A 16821-nucleotide genomic window follows, 5' to 3' on the forward strand; every position below is an offset into this window, starting at 1 on the left:
TCCAGGCTAACGGATATGGCGACCTGTTCGTGTCTATGCTGATCAAGAGGCGTCCACGCGGGCAGCGTTTGACGGTTTTCTTGACCAATCGGACCAGTTGATTCAGGTCACTCGTTGTAGATAGAACAAAATATTGCCACTAAAAAGGCTTGTTTTCTATTTTTATGCGAATAATCTTGTAATTCCAACAACAAAACGACGGCGGCGCTGTTCAAATGACTCTTCGAATCGCAATCAATGGTTTTGGCCGTATCGGCCGCAACGTCCTGCGGGCACTGTATACCCAAGGCTACCGTCAGGATTTGCAGATCGTCGCCATCAACGATCTGGGCGACAGTTCGATGAACGCCCACCTGCTCAAGTACGACACCGTGCACGGCACGTTTGATGCCCAGGTGGAACACGACCAGGAGAGCCTGACGGTCAACGGCGACCGCATTGCGGTCAGCGCCATTCGCAACCCGGCCGAACTGCCATGGGCTGCAGAAAAGATCGACGTAGTGTTCGAATGCACCGGTCTGTTCACCGACCGGGCCAAAGCCGCCGCGCATATTAGCGCCGGCGCGCGCAAAGTGATCATCTCGGCACCGGCCAAGGGCGCGGATGCCACCGTGGTCTACGGGGTCAACCACGACATCCTGCGCCAGTCACACCAGATCATCTCCAACGCCTCGTGCACCACCAACTGCCTGGCCCCGGTGGCCCAGGTACTGCACCGCGAACTGGGCATCGAGAGTGGCCTGATGACCACCATCCATGCCTACACCAACGACCAGAACCTGACGGACGTCTACCACAGCGACCCGTACCGCGCCCGTTCGGCTACCCAGAACATGATCCCGAGCAAGACCGGCGCCGCGGAAGCGGTAGGCCTGGTGCTGCCGGAACTGGCCGGCAAGCTGACCGGCATGGCCGTGCGCGTGCCGGTGATCAACGTCTCCCTGGTGGACCTGACGGTGCAGCTCAAGCGCGACGCCACGGCCGATGAGGTCAACGCGCTGCTGCGCGAAGCCAGCCAGCACTCGAAAATCCTCGGCTACAACACCCTGCCCCTGGTTTCCAGCGACTTCAACCACAACCCGCTGTCGTCGATCTTCGACGCCAACCACACCAAAGTCAGCGGCAAGCTGCTCAAGGTGCTGGCCTGGTACGACAACGAGTGGGGGTTCTCCAACCGCATGCTGGATAACTGCCTGGCGCTGTGCAACGCCGAATAAGCAATGCGGGAGCTGCCACCGGCAGCTCCCCTCTGGTTTTGTTGGAGCCCACCGATGATCGGCATCACCTTCACCGAAAAAACCATGGCGGCGCGCAAGCGTATCGCCCTGGTCGCCCATGACCACTGCAAGGTGTTCCTGCTCGACTGGGCCGAGCGCCAGAAGCACAAGCTCGCCCAACACCAACTCGTCGCCACCGGCACCACCGGCCTGTTGCTCAGCCAACGCCTGGACCTGCCAGTGGAAAGCATGATCAGCGGCCCACTGGGTGGCGATCAGCAGCTCGGGGCACAAATCGCCGAGCAACGCGTGGACCTGCTGGTGTTCTTCTGGGACCCCTTCGAACCACAACCCCACGACCCGGACATCAAGGCGCTGCTGCGGGTGGCCGCGGTCTGGAACATTCCAGTGGCCTGCAACGAATGCAGCGCCGACTACCTGCTCAGCAGCCCGCTGCTGGATCAGCCACACGCCCACCGGATCCCTGATTACCCAGCCTACCTACAAGGTCGCCGATAATTCCTACAGAAAGAAGCGCTTGACCTTTGACATAGATGATAAGCATTATCATTCGCTTGAAATCGATCAGGTCCTACTGTGAGTCAAGCGCACTTCAACCACGTCTTCCTCGCTCAGCGCGTCTCGCTGCTGCGCACATTGGAGCGGATGGTCAATAACCACAGCACCGCCGAGGACCTGTTGCAGGAAACCTACCTGCGCGTGACCCGGGCGTTGAGTGAGCGGGCCATCGACCACCTGGAACCCTTCGTCTTTCAAACTGCCCGCAACCTGGCGCTGGACCACCTGCGCGCCCGCCGTATCCAGGCGCGCACGATGCTCGAGGACGTACCGCTGGAGGTGGTGCAGAACGTTGCCGCCCCGCTGAGCAGTGCCGAGGACGCCGCCCATGCCGAACAGATGCTCGAACGCTTGAACATCAGCCTCAACCAACTGACCCCACGCCAACAACAGATTTTCATCCTCAGCCGTCTGCATGGCCACAGCTACCTGGAGATCGCCGAGAAACTCAGCGTGTCCCTCAGCACCGTGCAAAAGGACCTGAAGCTGATCATGGCGATCTGTGTCGGTGTCGCCGATCGTCTCAACGGCCGTTGAGTCGCTCGGTCCATTGTTTTGCACACCTGCGTCAGGGCGTCGGCTTTGTTACCCTTAGCCGAGGTTTGTAGCACTCTTATCCAAAACCAGCCGCGCGCAGACGTGGCCGAGGAACACCCGTGACGGACAGCCACCACTCCCACCCGCCAACCCCGGCGCGGGATTCAGCCAGCACCAGGGCGATGGATCAAGCCCTGGACTGGCTGATCGTGCTGGACAGTCCGAGCGAGGAGCAAAGCCGTGAATTTCACGCCTGGCTCGCCGCCGACCCACACAACGCCGAAGCCTTCGCCATGGCCCAGGCCGTCTGGGACGGCCCGCAAGTGGCACAGTGCGCACAGACCCTGGACAGCGCCAAGCGCAAGGTCAGCGTGCTCGGGCGCTTGCGCCCACACTGGAAACCCCTGGCCAGCGCGGCAGTGCTGCTGCTCGGCCTGTTCAGTTTCAGCAACCTGCCCATGCGCCTGCAGGCCGATCACCTGACCGTGGTCGGCGAGCGCCAGCGCCTGCAACTGGAGGACGGCTCGAAAGTCCTGCTCAACACCAACTCGGCCTTCTCCAGCACCATCAATGATCAACAACGCGTGGCTCGCCTGTTCCAGGGCGAAGCCTATTTCGAGGTAGCCGCCAATCGTGGCCTGCCCCTGGAAATCGATGCCGGGCCGGTCACCGCCAGCGTGCGCGATACCTCCTTCGCCGTGCGTTACCTGGACGGCGTCGCCCAGGTGCGGGTGCAGCGCGGCGATGTCGACCTGCGCAGCGCCCACAGCGATGCACGGGTGCGCTTGAGCGCAGGCGAAAGTATCCGTATCGGACCCAATGGTTTCGATCAACCGGCCCGCCTCGATCCGGCGACAGACCTGGCGTGGGTCCAGGGCCGCCTGGTGTTCGAAAACTGCCCGCTGAACCAGGTCCTGGCCGAGTTGCGCCGCTACTACCCGGGCTGGATCATCAACAACAACGAACAGTTGGCCAACGTTTCGGTCACCGGTAACTACCGCCTCGACCAGCCGCTGGACGTGGTCCGGTCGCTGGCTCACATCACCTCCGCCAAGCTCCAGGAGTTCCCGGCGCTGGTGATTTTGAACTGAATGAGAATTATTTTTACTCGATAGTCATTCGCCGTACGTCTCGTTATAGCCAATGCAATTGATTCGCATCCTTGATGCCAATCTGCACCTATAAGATTCGTGCGACACGGAGCGCTATCGATGTCCTCTCGCCTTACCCGCCAGTCCTCTTCACCATCCGCCCGCGTGCACAACTGCACGCTGTCCTTGCTGACCGCCGCCATGCTGCTGGCCGGCACCCAGGCTGCGCCTGTGATGGCCGCCACCCCGGCCCAACAGCCAAGCCGCCAGATGGGCGACTACAGCTTCGCCATTGCCCAGCAGCCACTGGTCTCGGCGCTCAACGAGTTCACCGCCGTCACCGGATGGCAGGTCGGCTTGCCGGCAGAACTGGCAGAAGGCGTGGCCTCGCCAGGCGTGCACGGCGCACTGAGCCCGGAAAAAGCCCTGGATCGCCTGTTGGTGGGGACCAACCTGAGCTATCGCAAGCTGGGCAGCAACAACATCGCGCTGGAAAAACGCACCGCCGGCGGCGCCCTCGCACTGCAGCAGATGACCATCAGCGCCACGCGCCAGGAGCAGAGCGTCGACAGCGTGCCCAGCACCGTGACCGTGCACACCCGCGAAGAGCTGGATCGCAACAACGTCAACACCATCAAGGACCTGGTGCGCTATGAGCCAGGCGTATCGGTCGGCGGTACCGGCACCCGGGGCGGCATCAGCGGCTACAACATTCGCGGCATCGACGGCGACCGGATCCTGACCCAGGTCGATGGCGTCGAGATTCCCAACGGCTTCTTCAACGGCCCGTATGCCAAGACCCAACGCAACTACGTTGACCCGGAAATCGTCAAGCGCGTGGAAATCCTCCGCGGCCCGGCCTCGGTGCTGTACGGCAGCAACGCCATCGGCGGCGCGGTGAGCTACTTCACCCTTGACCCGGAAGACATCATCAAGCCCGGCCAGGACGTCGGCGCCCGCCTGAAAACCGGTTACAGCTCCGCCGATGACAGCTGGCTGAAATCCGCCACCGTCGCCGGACGCGCCGATCAGTTCGATGGCTTGCTGCACTTCAGCCAGCGCGGCGGTCACGAAACCGAATCCTACGGCCAAAACAACGGCACCGGCCTGGATCGCACCGCGGCCAACCCGGAAGACGTGCGCACCACTAACGTGCTGGCCAAGGCGGGCTGGAACTACGCCGAAGACGCCCGCCTGGGCCTGACCTACGAGAAGTACAAGGACCACCGCGACGCCGACCTGCAAAGCGCCGTCGGCGGCCCGTTCAACAATGGCCAACCTATGGGCATGTACCGCTCGCGCACCGGTGAAGAGACCGTCAGCCGCGAACGTTTCGGCCTGGAAAACCACTTCGCCGTCGATGCCCTGCTGGTGGACAACCTGAAGTGGAGCCTGAACTACCAGATCGCCAAGACTGGCCAATCCACCCTGGAAAACTACTTCCCGTTCAGCCGCAACGTGATGCGCTCGCGCGAAACCCTCTACGAGGAAAAGCAGTGGGTGTTCGACGCACAACTGGACAAGGCATTCGCCATCGGCGAGACCGGCCATGTGCTGACCTACGGCACCACCATCAAACACCAGAAAGTCACCGGCTCGCGCACCGGCAGCGGCACCTGCCTGGCGGTAGGTCGTGGTTGCAGCGCCGTGGGCGCCATCAGCCCCAGCGATGTGCTGAAAAAATCCAGCGACTTCCCGGACCCGACCATCGACACCTACAGCCTGTTCGCCCAGGACCAGATCACCTGGAACGACTGGACCTTCATCCCGGGTCTGCGCTACGACTACACCAAGCTCAAGCCCCATGTCACCCAGGAGTTCCTCAACACCGTAGCGCCTGATGGCCTGGGTACGGTCAGCGACGAGAACAAGACCTGGCATCGGCTCTCGCCCAAGTTCGGCCTGACCTACGCCCTGGACGACAACTACACCTGGTTCGGCCAGTACGGCGAAGGTTTCCGCACGCCGACCGCCAAGGCCTTGTACGGTCGTTTCGAAAACGTCAACCCGGGCTACAGCGTGGCGCCGAACCCGGACCTGGAACCGGAAAAAAGCAAAACCTACGAGACTGGCCTGCGCGGCAACTTCGAGGCGGGCAACTTCGACATGGTGGTGTTCTATAACAAGTACCGCGACTTCATCAACGAAGACGCCGTGACCCCCGGCTACAACGAGCTGACGTTCCAGAGCAACAACATCAAGCACGCCACCATCAAGGGCGTGGAGCTCAAGGGTCGCCTGAACCTCGATACCTTCGGCGCACCACAGGGCCTCTACACCAAGGGCTCGATCGCCTACGCCCACGGTCGCAACAATGACACTGGCGAGCCACTCAACTCGATCAACCCGCTGACCGGCGTGTTCGGCCTGGGCTATGACCAGGACAGCTACGGCGCCTTGCTCAGCTGGACCCTGGTGCAGAAGAAAAACCTGGTGGACGACAGCAGCTTCAAGTCGCCGGACGGCGTCAGCAGCCAGTTCAAGACCCCAGGCTATGGCGTGCTCGACCTGGCCGGTTTCTACAAGGTCAGCGACGACGTGACCCTCAGCGCCGGCGTGTACAACCTGGCGGACAAGAAATACTGGCAGTGGGACAACGTGCGCGGTTACGACAGCGTCGGCGAGGCCGCCGTGCTCAGCCCGGCCAACCTCGATCGCCTGACCGAGCCAGGCCGCAACTTCGCGATCAACCTGATCTGGGATATCTGATCGTTACCCGCTAATGGAAATCTCGTTGCGCCTTTTTCCCAGGCGCAGCGAGGATTTTTTACTGTGCTGCGCCTGCTGGTTCGTCTAGTTACCAAGCGCATCTCATTCTCAAGGACTTCTTCATGACCGCTGCCGATCCTACTCAACGCCCGAGCCTGCGTTCCCAACGCCTGAACCAGATCACCCACGAGCCCCATGCCAAGCTCGACGCCCTGGTCAAGGCCCATGCGCCGTTTGAAACCCAGGCCAACTTCGCCCGTTTTGTGGTGGCCCAGTACCTGTTTCAGTCGGAACTGGTGTCGCTGTACAACGATCCCGAACTGATCGCCATCGTCCCCGACCTGGCAGAGCGCTGCCGCGCCGAAGCCGCCAAGGCCGACCTGGCTGACCTCGACACCCAGGTCCCGGCTCCGGTGGCAGGCGCCGTGCAACAGCCGAGCAAGGCTGAAGCCCTGGGCTGGCTGTTCGTTTCCGAAGGTTCGAAACTCGGTGCCGCGTTCCTGATCAAGCGTGCCGTAGGCCTGGGCCTGAGCGAAACCTTCGGTGCCCGCCACCTGGGCGAGCCGGCCGGTGGTCGCGCCGAAGGCTGGAAAAACTTCGTCAGGACCCTCGACGGCCTGGTATTCAGCGCCGAAGAAGAAGCCGCAGTCGATAAAGGCGCCATCGACGCCTTCAACCGCTTCACCGTATTGCTGGAACAGGCTTACGCCACCGAACCTGAACTGGCCTGATTGAACCCCTGCCCTCCTGTAGGAGCCGAGCTTGCTCGCGATGACGGACTGACATTCACCATAGATGTCGCCTGATACACCGTTATCGCGAGCAAGCTCGGCTCCTACAGTTGGGCAGGGCAAACCTGTAGCCTTGCGATCCAACCTCGCGGTCAACCTCTGAATAATCCATGTCTCGCCTCGCTTCCTCCAAACTCGCGCGCATCCTCTTCGGCCTGCTGGCCTACGTCAGCCTGGGCATTGGCCTGATCGCCATTGTCGTGCCGGGGTTGCCGACCACCGAATTCATCCTGTTGGCCGCCTGGGCGGCGACCAAGAGTTCGCCGCGCCTGAGTGCCTGGCTGGAAAACCATCGGCTGTTCGGGCCGATCCTGAAAAACTGGCGCAACGGCAAGATTGTCGCGCGTCGGGCCAAGATCAGCGCCACCGCGAGCATGCTGCTGTGTGCCGGCTTGATGCTGGTGATGCTCGACCACGGCTGGCCGATCTACCTCGCCATCGCCGGCATGAGCCTGGGCAACCTGTGGATCTGGTCGCGCCCGGAGTCCCTGCCTCAAGCCTCCTGACATCCAGTCCCTGCCGCGCCAGCGACCGTTCGTCGGCTGTCGCTCATGCCCAGCTCTTGTAAGCCGATGTGTCACACATGGCGCTGAATGGATTTGGCGAGCGGGTCGCTCATGACCCTCAGCCCACCAGTCATCCCTTCGCGAGATCGCCCCATGTTCGACTCTCTTTCCATCCGCCTGAAAATCGTGCTGTTGTCCGGACTGTGCCTGTTGGGCGTGGTGGGCCTGATCGTCGGCATGAACATCTACCAGACCAATCAGAACGATCAACTGGTCAGCGCCTCCAGCACCCGGATGCTCACGGCCTCCGTCGAGAACCTGCTGCAGGCCAAGGCTGCCGAGCAGGCGGTGCGGGTGCAGAAGACCTTCGGCGAAAGCCTGCTGGTAGTGACCGCCCTGGCAGACCAGATCGCTGATCTGCGTCGTCTGGCCGGCAAGCGCGCCCTGGATCCCGGCGCGCTGCGCGAGGAGTTGAACCAGAGCCTGAAAAGCGCTTTCGAGCGCAACACCGGGGTCCTGGGAATCTGGCTGGCATTCGAACCCAATGGCCTGGACGGCCAGGACCAGGGCTTCGTCGACGACGCCGCTCGCCTGTCCAACGAAGCCGGGCGATTCGCCAGTTACTGGAGCCGTGCCGCAGGGACCGGGGAAAACACCATCATGACCGAAGAGGACATGACCAAGACCACCCTCAATCTCAGTGGCACCCCGTACAACAGCTGGTACACCTGCCCCCGCGACAGCAAGCGTACCTGCCTGCTCGACCCCTATGCCGACACCGTCGCCGGCAAGGAAATGCTGATGACCAGTATTTCCGTGCCGTTGCTGGTCAATGGCAAGGCCATCGGCGTGGTCGGTATCGACATTTCCCTCGACGCCCTGCAAGCCGCCGCCCTCAGCTCCCAGCGGGACTTGTTCAACGGTGCCGGGCACATGCTGATCGTGTCTGGCAGCGGTGCGCTGGCCGGCTACAGCGTCGACGCCAGCAAACTGGGGAAAAACCTGGTCGAGGCCCTGGGCAACGATGGCAAGGAAGTGCTGCAACTGATCAACGCCAACACCGCGAAAATTCTCCAGCACGGCGACCTGATCCGCGCGGTGCTGCCGGTCAGCCCGATTGCCGACACCAAGCCTTGGGGGGTAGTGATCGACCTGCCCCGGCACGTGCTGCTGGCCGACTCGCTGAAACTGCAAACGGTGCTCGATGAGGCGCAGGACCTTGGCACCTACAAGACTCTGGCCGTGGCCATCGGCGCCGGCCTGCTGGGCCTGCTGCTGATGTGGTTGACTGCCTCCGGCGTGACCCGGCCAATCAACAGCGTGGCGACCATGCTCAAGGCGATTGCCAGCGGCGACGGCGACCTGACCCAGCGCCTGAACTACAGCAAGCAAGACGAGTTGGGCGAGCTGGTGAGCTGGTTCAACCGCTTCCTCGACAAACTGCAGCCGACCATCGCACAGATCAAGCAAAGCATCACCGACGCCCGGGGCACCGCCGACCAGTCCTCGGCAATCGCCCGCCAGACCAGCGAAGGCATGCAGGTGCAGTTCCGCGAAATCGACCAGGTCGCCACCGCCTCCAACGAAATGAGCGCCACCGCCCATGACGTCGCCAACAGCGCCTCGAATGCCGCCAGCGCCGCCAGGGGCGCGGACCAGTCGGCCCGGGACGGGATGTCGATCATCGAACGCAGCACCCGCGACATCAATCAACTGGCCGAAGAAGTCAGCAAGGCAGTGACCGAAGTCGAAGCGTTGGCCGTCAACAGCGAGCAGATCGGCTCGGTGCTGGAAGTGATCCGTAGCATCGCCGAACAGACCAACCTGCTGGCCCTCAACGCCGCGATCGAGGCGGCTCGCGCCGGCGAAAGCGGACGCGGCTTTGCGGTGGTCGCCGATGAAGTGCGCAACCTGGCCAAGCGTACCCAGGATTCGGTCGAGGAGATCCGCCTGGTGATCGAGCGGATCCAGACCGGCACCCGCGGCGTGGTCGCCACCATGCATTCGAGCCAGACCCAGGCGCACAACAACGCCGGGCAGATCCAGCAAGCGGTGCAGGCCCTGGGCAAGATCAGCGAGGCAGTCACGGTGATCAGCGACATGAACCTGCAGATCGCCAGTGCCGCCGAGCAGCAGAGCGCCGTGGCCGAAGAGGTCAACCGCAACGTTTCGGCGATCCGCACGGTCACCGAGACCCTGACCGAGCAAGCCACCGAATCGGCGCAGATCAGTAGCCAGCTCAACTCCCTGGCCACCCACCAGATGAAACTGATGGACCAGTTCCGGGTTTAGGCCCTCCACCACAGCGCTTTTGTTCTATGCTCGAGCCCTCTTTCGGAGGGCTCTCGATGACCACTTTGCTGACTGCCCTGCAAGCCGCATTGGGCTTGCAGAAAACTGCCATCCGGTTCACCGCCGAGGGCGCCCTGCCCTCGGCGTTTGTCGTCACCGAGCTGGCCAGCGCCAGCATTGCGGTGGCCGGCCAGGCCCTCAGCGAACTGCTGCAGCAACAGACCGGCCGTTTACCGACCCTCGAAGTTGATCGCCGACTTGCCTCCTTCTGGTTCGCCACCTCCTTGCGCCCGCTGGGCTGGAAGGTGCCGCCGATGTGGGATCCGCTCGCCGGTGACTATGCCACGGGCGATGGCTGGATCCGCTTGCACACCAATGCTGCCCATCATCGACGCGCCGCCGAAAAAGTACTGGGTGCCTGCAGCGACCGCAGCGCGATGGCCGCCAAGGTTGCGCCGTGGGCCAAGGAGGATCTGGAACAGGCGGTGGTCGACGCCGGGGGCTGCGCGGCGGTCATGCGCTCCTGGCAGCAATGGCAGGTCCATCCCCAGGGGCTGGCGGTCAATGCCGAGCCGCTGGTGCACTTGGCGCCCCTTGAGGATCAACGCCGGCAGGCCTGGTCGGGATCAGTCGCGAGGCCGCTGGCGGGGCTCAGGGTGCTGGACCTGACCCGGGTCCTTGCCGGCCCCGCAGCCAGTCGTTTTCTCGCCGGCCTGGGCGCCGATGTGCTGCGCATCGACCCACCCCACTGGCACGAGCCGGGCGTGGTCGCGGAAATGACCCTGGGCAAACGCTGCGCCCACCTTGACCTGCACCAACGCAGCGACCGCCAGGTGTTTGAAGCCCTGCTCAAGGACGCCGACATCCTGCTCCACGGCTACCGCGCCGACGCCCTGGAAAACCTCGGCTACGGCACCCGTGCACGCCAGGCGCTGGCCCCGGGGCTGATCGACGTCAGCCTCAATGCCTATGGCTGGAGCGGTCCCTGGCAGAATCGCCGGGGCTTCGACAGTCTGGTGCAGATGAGCACCGGCATCGCCGAAGCCGGCATGGCCTGGCAGCACAGCGACCAACCGACGCCCTTGCCGGTGCAGGCCCTGGACCACGCCACCGGGTACCTGATGGCGGCCAGCTGTCTCAAGCTGTTGACCGAGCGCCTGGGCAGCGGCTGCGGCGGATCCGCCCGCCTGTCATTGGCGCGCACGGCGAAGCTGCTGCTGCAACAGCCCGCCACACCACAACCGGCGCTACGTGCCGAAGAGCCCAGCGATCAGGGACTCGTGCTGGAACAAACAACCTGGGGACCGGCCAATCGACTGCAGGTGCCACTAACCATCAGCGGCACGCCCCTGCAGTGGTCACTGCCGGCCGGGGAACTGGGCGCCCATCGGGCACGGTGGTGAACAGGCAGCGATGGTGCCCGCAAAATCTGCTGGCAGCCAAAAATCCTGTGGGAGCGGGCTTGCCCGCGATGGTCTCAAGAGCGCTGCGTTGATCCTGAATCTGCGCGTTATCGTTGACGTCCATCGCGGGCAAGCCCGCTCCCACACAATCCGGCGAAGCCGGTCTTTGCTACACCTCAATCCCCCCGACTCAAGGACGTCCACAACACTTGCGCCGCATAACCCCGGTATGGTCGCCAGCTTTCTGCCCGGGCCAACAGGTACTGGGCGCTGACTGGCTGGCCTTCGAGGGCGGCCAGCGCCTTGAGCAGCCCCACATCCCCCGGCGGGAACGCGTCCGCCTCGCGCATCTGGCGCAAGGCAATGTACTGGGCCGTCCAGTCACCCACGCCCCATAACGCCAGCAACGGCGCCACGGACGCCGGCAGGTGCTCGCGCGCCTCGAACAGCCCAGGGTTCTCCAGCAACGCCTGGGCCACACCCGACAAAGTGCGCCCACGGCTGCGGGGCATGCCCAGCGTGGCCAGATCCGCCGAAGCCAACACCTGCGCCTCGGGAAACACCTGCCTCAGGCCCGGCAACCACGGCTCGGACCCCACCAGCGGCGCGCCGTATTGCGCCACCAGCTTACCCGCCAGCCTGATCGCCGCCGCCACACTGATCTGCTGCCCCAGCACCGCCCGCATCGCCAACTCCAGGCCGTCCCAGGTGCCCGGCACACGCAAGCCCGGGCTCCGGGCAATCAACGGCGCCAGCAGCGGGTCTGTGGCCAGGTGCCGGTGGATGGCCGGCAAGTCTGCATCCAGGTCGAACATCCGCCGCAAGCGCGCCACGATCTGCGGCAACGCCGCCGAATCGGCATAGGCCAGCTCTACCGCCAGGCCGTGACCCGGCGCCTGGCTGATGACAAACGTGCCCTGCAAACCGTGCAGGCAGAAGCTGCGGGCGTACGACCCGGAGCGAACCACCTCGAGCCCATCGATGGCCCGCGCCGCCAGGAAGTCGAGCATCGCCGGCCAATCGTAGGCCCCCTGATAGTCGAGCGTCAGCCTCACAAACTCAGCACGCCGCTGTACAAGCCATAGGCCGCCACCAACGCACCGACAACCACGCAGGCGAAAATGCCTTTTTCGATATGGGTGAACAACGGCTGGCCCTGCTCATGCTTGGCCTTGGCGAACAGAATCACCCCCGGTGCATACAGCAGCGCCGACAGCAGCAGGTACTTGACCCCACCGGCATACAGCAGCCAGACCGCATAAACCAGGGCGATCGCGCCAATCAGCAAATCCTTGGTGCGCTCGCCCGAGGCGTTTTCATAGGTTTCACCGCGCCCGCTCAACAGCACCGCGTAAGCCGCCGACCACAAGTAAGGCACCAGGATCATCGACGAGGCGAGGTAGATCAGGCTGGTGTAGGTACCAGCAGAAAACAGGGTGATCAGCAGAAACAGCTGGATCATCGCGTTGGTCAGCCACAGCGCGTTGACCGGTACATGGTTGGCGTTTTCCTTTTTCAGGAACGCCGGCATGGTCTTGTCCCGGGCCGTGGCAAACAGGATTTCGGCGCACAGCAGCGCCCACGACAGCAATGCCCCAAGCAACGAAATGGCCAGGCCGACGCTGATCAGCAAAGCGCCCCACGGCCCGACAATGTGCTCCAGCACCGCCGCCAGTGAAGGGTTCTGCAGGTTGGCCAGCTCCGGCTGACTCATGATCCCCAGTGACAGCACGTTCACCAGCACCAACAGCGCCAGCACCCCGATAAAGCCGATGACGGTGGCCCGGCCCACGTCGGAGCGTTTTTCCGCGCGGGCCGAATACACACTTGCACCTTCGATGCCGATAAACACGAATACCGTGACCAGCATCATGTTGCGCACCTGGTCCATCACGCTGCCGAAGTTCGGGTTGCTGCGACCCCAGATATCCCGGGTAAAGATGTCAGCCTTGAACGCCACGGCGGCAATCACGATGAACATCACCAGCGGCACGATCTTGGCCACCGTGGTCACCTGGTTGATGAACGCCGCCTCCTTGATCCCGCGCATCACCAGGAAATGCACCGCCCACAGCAGCACCGAGGCGCAGCCGATGGCAATCGGCGTATTGCCCTGGCCAAACACCGGAAAGAAGTAACCCAGGGTGCTGAACAGCAGCACGAAATAGCCAACGTTGCCCAGCCAGGCACTGATCCAGTAGCCCCAGGCCGAGGAGAACCCCATGTAGTCGCCAAACCCGGCCTTGGCATAGGCGTACACCCCCGAGTCCAGTTCAGGCTTGCGGTTGGCCAGGGTCTGGAACACAAAGGCCAGGGTCAGCATGCCCACGGCGGTGATGGCCCAGCCGATCAACACGGCCCCGGCATCGGCGCGGGCGGCCATGTTCTGCGGCAAGGAAAAGATCCCGCCGCCAATCATCGAGCCGACCACCAAGGCGATCAAGGCACTGAGTCGGAGCTTTTGCGCCGGTTGCGACATCGTTACCTCTCAAATCGACGTTTTGTCATGTTTGCGAACCATAACAAGTGTTCACTCAATTAAATATCCAGCGCAGCCACACGTTTATCAGTAAAGGATAAAAATCAGACTTCGCTTAGAACTGTCTCATCTATGCCGCCGGGGGATTTTGCCAGTTTTGTGAAGCATTTCCGATAAATCCATTCTGTACTGAGAACCGCCGGTAAAAATTTGCACATTCTGAAAAACCAACTAGCTTCATACCTTGCTGCAATACGATACATTCCCTTTAGTTTCACCTGGAAGCCTCTAGGAGAGGCCTTTCAGCGCGTTAACAAACCGACGAAAGTCATTCATCAACAATGGAATGTGGCAATGAACTGATCTAAGTCAGCTGTTTGAAACGTCAGCGGATTTACTCTGCGAACTCACTTCTCCTGCATTGGAGTCATGCAATGTCAGAATCTCCCGGAAAACTACGACTAGGTGCCCTGGTCGCGCTTGTGGTCGGCTCCATGATTGGCGGCGGGATCTTTTCCTTGCCCCAGAACATGGCCGCCAGTGCCGATGTCGGCGCTGTTTTGATCGGCTGGGCTATCACCGCTGTCGGTATGTTGACCCTGGCCTTTGTCTTCCAGACCCTGGCCAATCGCAAGCCGAATCTGGATGGCGGGGTCTACGCCTATGCCAAGGCCGGTTTCGGCGACTACATGGGTTTCTCCTCGGCCTGGGGCTACTGGATCAGTGCCTGGTTGGGGAACGTCGGTTACTTCGTTTTGCTGTTCAGCACCCTGGGTTACTTCTTCCCGATTTTCGGCGAAGGCAACACCGTCGCCGCCGTCATCGGTGCGTCTGTGCTGTTGTGGGCGGTGCACTTCCTGGTCCTGCGCGGGATCAAGGAAGCAGCGTTCATCAACCTGGTGACCACGGTGGCCAAGGTTGTACCGCTGCTGCTGTTTGTCCTGATCGCCATTTTCGCCTTCAAACTGGACATCTTCACTGCCGATATCTGGGGGATCAAGAACCCGGACCTGGGCAGCGTGATGGACCAGGTGCGCAACATGATGCTGGTCACCGTCTGGGTGTTCATCGGTATCGAGGGCGCGAGCATCTTCTCCTCCCGTGCGGAAAAACGCTCGGACGTGGGTAAAGCCACGGTGATCGGCTTCATTACCGTGCTGCTGTTCCTGGTGCTGGTGAACGTCCTGTCGCTGGGGATCATGACTCAACCGGAACTGGCCAAGCTGCAGAACCCGTCGATGGCCGCCGTGCTTGAGCACGTGGTGGGTCACTGGGGTGCGGTGCTGATCAGTGTTGGCTTGATCATCTCCCTGCTGGGCGCCCTGCTGTCGTGGGTCCTGCTGTGTGCGGAGATCATGTTCGCCGCCGCCAAAGACCACACCATGCCGGAGTTCCTGCGCAAGGAAAACGAGAACCACGTACCGGTCAACGCCCTGTGGCTGACCAACGCCATGGTGCAGATCTTCCTGATCATCACCCTGTTCTCGGCCAGTACCTACCTGTCGCTGATCTACCTCGCCACCTCGATGATCCTGGTGCCTTACCTCTGGTCGGCGGCCTACGCCCTGCTGTTGGCAGTGCGCGGCGAGACTTACGAGAACGCCCTGGCCGAACGCAAGAAAGACCTGTTCATCGGCGCCGTAGCCCTGATCTATGCGGTCTGGCTGATTTACGCCGGCGGCCTGAAGTACCTGCTGCTCTCTGCCCTGCTCTATGCCCCTGGCGTGATCCTGTTCGCCAAGGCCAAGCGCGAGTTGGGCAAACCGATTTTCACCAACGTCGAGAAGCTGATTTTCGCCGCGGTAGTCATAGGTGCGCTGGTAGCGGCCTATGGGCTCTACGACGGCTTCCTGACCCTGTAACACTCAAGTTTGTATTGTCATCTGGAGGATCACTGTAATGACCACGGAAAAAGTTAAGTACGGCGTACATTCCGAAGCCGGCAAACTGCGCAAAGTCATGGTTTGCTCCCCCGGCCTGGCCCACCAGCGGCTGACCCCGAACAACTGTGACGAACTGCTTTTCGATGATGTGCTGTGGGTTGCCCAAGCCAAGCGTGACCATTTCGACTTCGTTACCAAGATGCGCGAACGCGGGATCGACGTGCTGGAGATGCACAACCTGCTGACCGACATCGTTGCCATCCCCGAAGCGCTGGACTGGATCCTGGAACGCAAGGTCACCGCCGACTCGGTAGGCCTGGGCCTGATCAACGAAGTGAAATCCTGGCTGCGCAGCCTGGAGCCACGGCACATCGCCGAGTACCTGATCGGTGGCGTGTCCGCCGATGATCTGCCGGACAGCTTCGGTGGCAAGACCATCCAGATGTTCCGCGACTTCCTCGGCCACACCAGCTTCATCCTGCCACCGCTGCCCAACACCCAGTTCACCCGCGACACCACCTGCTGGATCTACGGTGGCGTGACGCTGAACCCGATGTACTGGCCGGCCCGTCGCCAGGAAACCCTGCTGACCACCGCCATCTACAAGTTCCACCCTCAGTTCACCAACGCCGACTTCGAGATCTGGTACGGCGACCCGGACCTGGATCACGGCAGCTCCACCCTTGAAGGCGGCGACGTCATGCCGATCGGCAACGGTGTGGTCCTGATCGGCATGGGCGAGCGCTCGTCCCGCCAGGCCATCGGCCAACTGGCACTGAACCTGTTCAAGAACAAAGCCGTCGAGAAAGTGATCGTTGCCGGCCTGCCGAAGTCCCGCGCAGCCATGCACCTGGACACCGTGTTCAGCTTCTGCGACCGCGACCTGGTCACGGTCTTCCCGGAAGTGGTGAACCAGATCGTTGCCTTCACCCTGCGACCTGACGAAAGCAAACAGGGCGGCATCGACATCCGCCGCGAGGAAACCAGTTTCCTCGACACCGTGGCCAAGGCCCTCAACCTCAAGGCGTTGCGCGTGGTGGAAACCGGCGGCAACAGCTTCGCCGCCGAACGCGAGCAGTGGGACGACGGCAACAACGTGGTCGCCGTGGAGCCAGGCGTGGTCATCGGCTACGACCGCAACACCTACACCAACACCCTGCTGCGCAAGGCCGGGATCGAGGTCATCACCATCAGCGCCGGCGAGCTCGGTCGCGGCCGTGGCGGCGGCCACTGCATGACCTGCCCGATCATCCGCGACCCTATCGACTACTAACCTATAAACCCTGGCCGACACTTATCGAGTGCGGCCAGGGGGATAACCGAAACCCAAGGAG

At 62.3% G+C, this 16821-nt stretch carries 12 protein-coding genes and 2 pseudogenes; 12 read left to right on the forward strand and 2 right to left on the reverse strand.

Features of this window, described 5'->3' with window-relative positions; all coding sequences use genetic code 11:
- The first annotated feature begins 215 nt into the window (after positions 1-215).
- From gap to QMK50_RS07765, 10 genes and pseudogenes are all read left to right on the forward strand, one after another.
- Positions 216-1217, forward strand: coding sequence for a type I glyceraldehyde-3-phosphate dehydrogenase (gene gap, locus QMK50_RS07725; protein ID WP_159997601.1), 1002 nt, complete (start codon positions 216-218; stop codon positions 1215-1217).
- A gap of 54 nt (positions 1218-1271) precedes the next feature.
- Positions 1272-1736 (forward strand): methylglyoxal synthase, encoded by a 465-nt coding sequence (locus tag QMK50_RS07730; protein ID WP_159997603.1) that lies wholly within the window; start codon positions 1272-1274, stop codon positions 1734-1736.
- Between the two features lie 78 nt (positions 1737-1814).
- Entirely contained in the window at positions 1815-2333 is a 519-nt protein-coding gene (locus tag QMK50_RS07735) for an RNA polymerase sigma factor (protein WP_320332886.1), read from the forward strand.
- Positions 2334-2452: 119 nt separating this feature from the next.
- Positions 2453-3424 (forward strand): FecR family protein, encoded by a 972-nt coding sequence (locus tag QMK50_RS07740; RefSeq protein ID WP_320332887.1) that lies wholly within the window; start codon positions 2453-2455, stop codon positions 3422-3424.
- Between the two features lie 120 nt (positions 3425-3544).
- Positions 3545-6133 carry a TonB-dependent receptor gene (locus QMK50_RS07745; RefSeq protein WP_320332888.1) on the forward strand — a complete coding sequence of 863 codons (2589 nt, stop codon included), beginning with the start codon at positions 3545-3547 and terminating at the stop codon, positions 6131-6133.
- Positions 6134-6255: 122 nt separating this feature from the next.
- The gene (locus QMK50_RS07750) at positions 6256-6864 is read left to right on the forward strand and encodes a biliverdin-producing heme oxygenase (RefSeq protein ID WP_320332889.1); all 609 of its coding nucleotides are present in this window, start codon (positions 6256-6258) and stop codon (positions 6862-6864) included.
- Positions 6865-7034: 170 nt separating this feature from the next.
- Entirely contained in the window at positions 7035-7430 is a 396-nt protein-coding gene (locus QMK50_RS07755) for a YbaN family protein (protein WP_095169835.1), read from the forward strand.
- A 294-nt stretch (positions 7431-7724) separates the two neighbouring features.
- A pseudogene (locus QMK50_RS27350) lies at positions 7725-8816 on the forward strand (chemotaxis protein); the annotation flags it as partial.
- Positions 8817-9191: 375 nt separating this feature from the next.
- Positions 9192-9722: pseudogene (locus QMK50_RS27355) on the forward strand (methyl-accepting chemotaxis protein); the annotation flags it as partial.
- 56 nt (positions 9723-9778) lie between these two features.
- Complete coding sequence (locus QMK50_RS07765) at positions 9779-11125, forward strand: CoA transferase (RefSeq protein WP_320332891.1); 1347 nt, start codon at positions 9779-9781, stop codon at positions 11123-11125.
- Between the two features lie 176 nt (positions 11126-11301).
- Here QMK50_RS07765 and QMK50_RS07770 read toward each other — a convergent pair whose 3' ends face one another.
- Both QMK50_RS07770 and arcD (QMK50_RS07775) read right to left on the reverse strand, forming a co-directional pair.
- Entirely contained in the window at positions 11302-12180 is an 879-nt protein-coding gene (locus QMK50_RS07770; protein WP_320332892.1) for a DNA-3-methyladenine glycosylase, read from the reverse strand.
- A complete protein-coding gene (arcD, locus tag QMK50_RS07775) occupies positions 12177-13604 on the reverse strand; it encodes an arginine-ornithine antiporter (RefSeq protein WP_159997617.1) in 1428 nt (475 codons plus the stop codon). Before arcD (QMK50_RS07775) ends, QMK50_RS07770 begins: the two co-directional genes overlap by 4 nt.
- A 434-nt stretch (positions 13605-14038) precedes the next feature.
- Between arcD (QMK50_RS07775) and arcD (QMK50_RS07780) the strand changes: the two genes are divergently transcribed.
- Together arcD (QMK50_RS07780) and arcA are read left to right on the forward strand one after the other, a co-directional pair.
- Entirely contained in the window at positions 14039-15466 is a 1428-nt protein-coding gene (arcD, locus tag QMK50_RS07780) for an arginine-ornithine antiporter (protein ID WP_095169840.1), read from the forward strand.
- Between the two features lie 37 nt (positions 15467-15503).
- A complete protein-coding gene (gene arcA / locus QMK50_RS07785) occupies positions 15504-16760 on the forward strand; it encodes an arginine deiminase (protein ID WP_095169841.1) in 1257 nt (418 codons plus the stop codon).
- Positions 16761-16821: the final 61 nt, after the last annotated feature.

The sequence above is a fragment of the Pseudomonas sp. P5_152 genome, assembly GCF_033989915.1.
In the GTDB taxonomy this organism is placed as follows: Bacteria; Pseudomonadota; Gammaproteobacteria; order Pseudomonadales; family Pseudomonadaceae; genus Aquipseudomonas.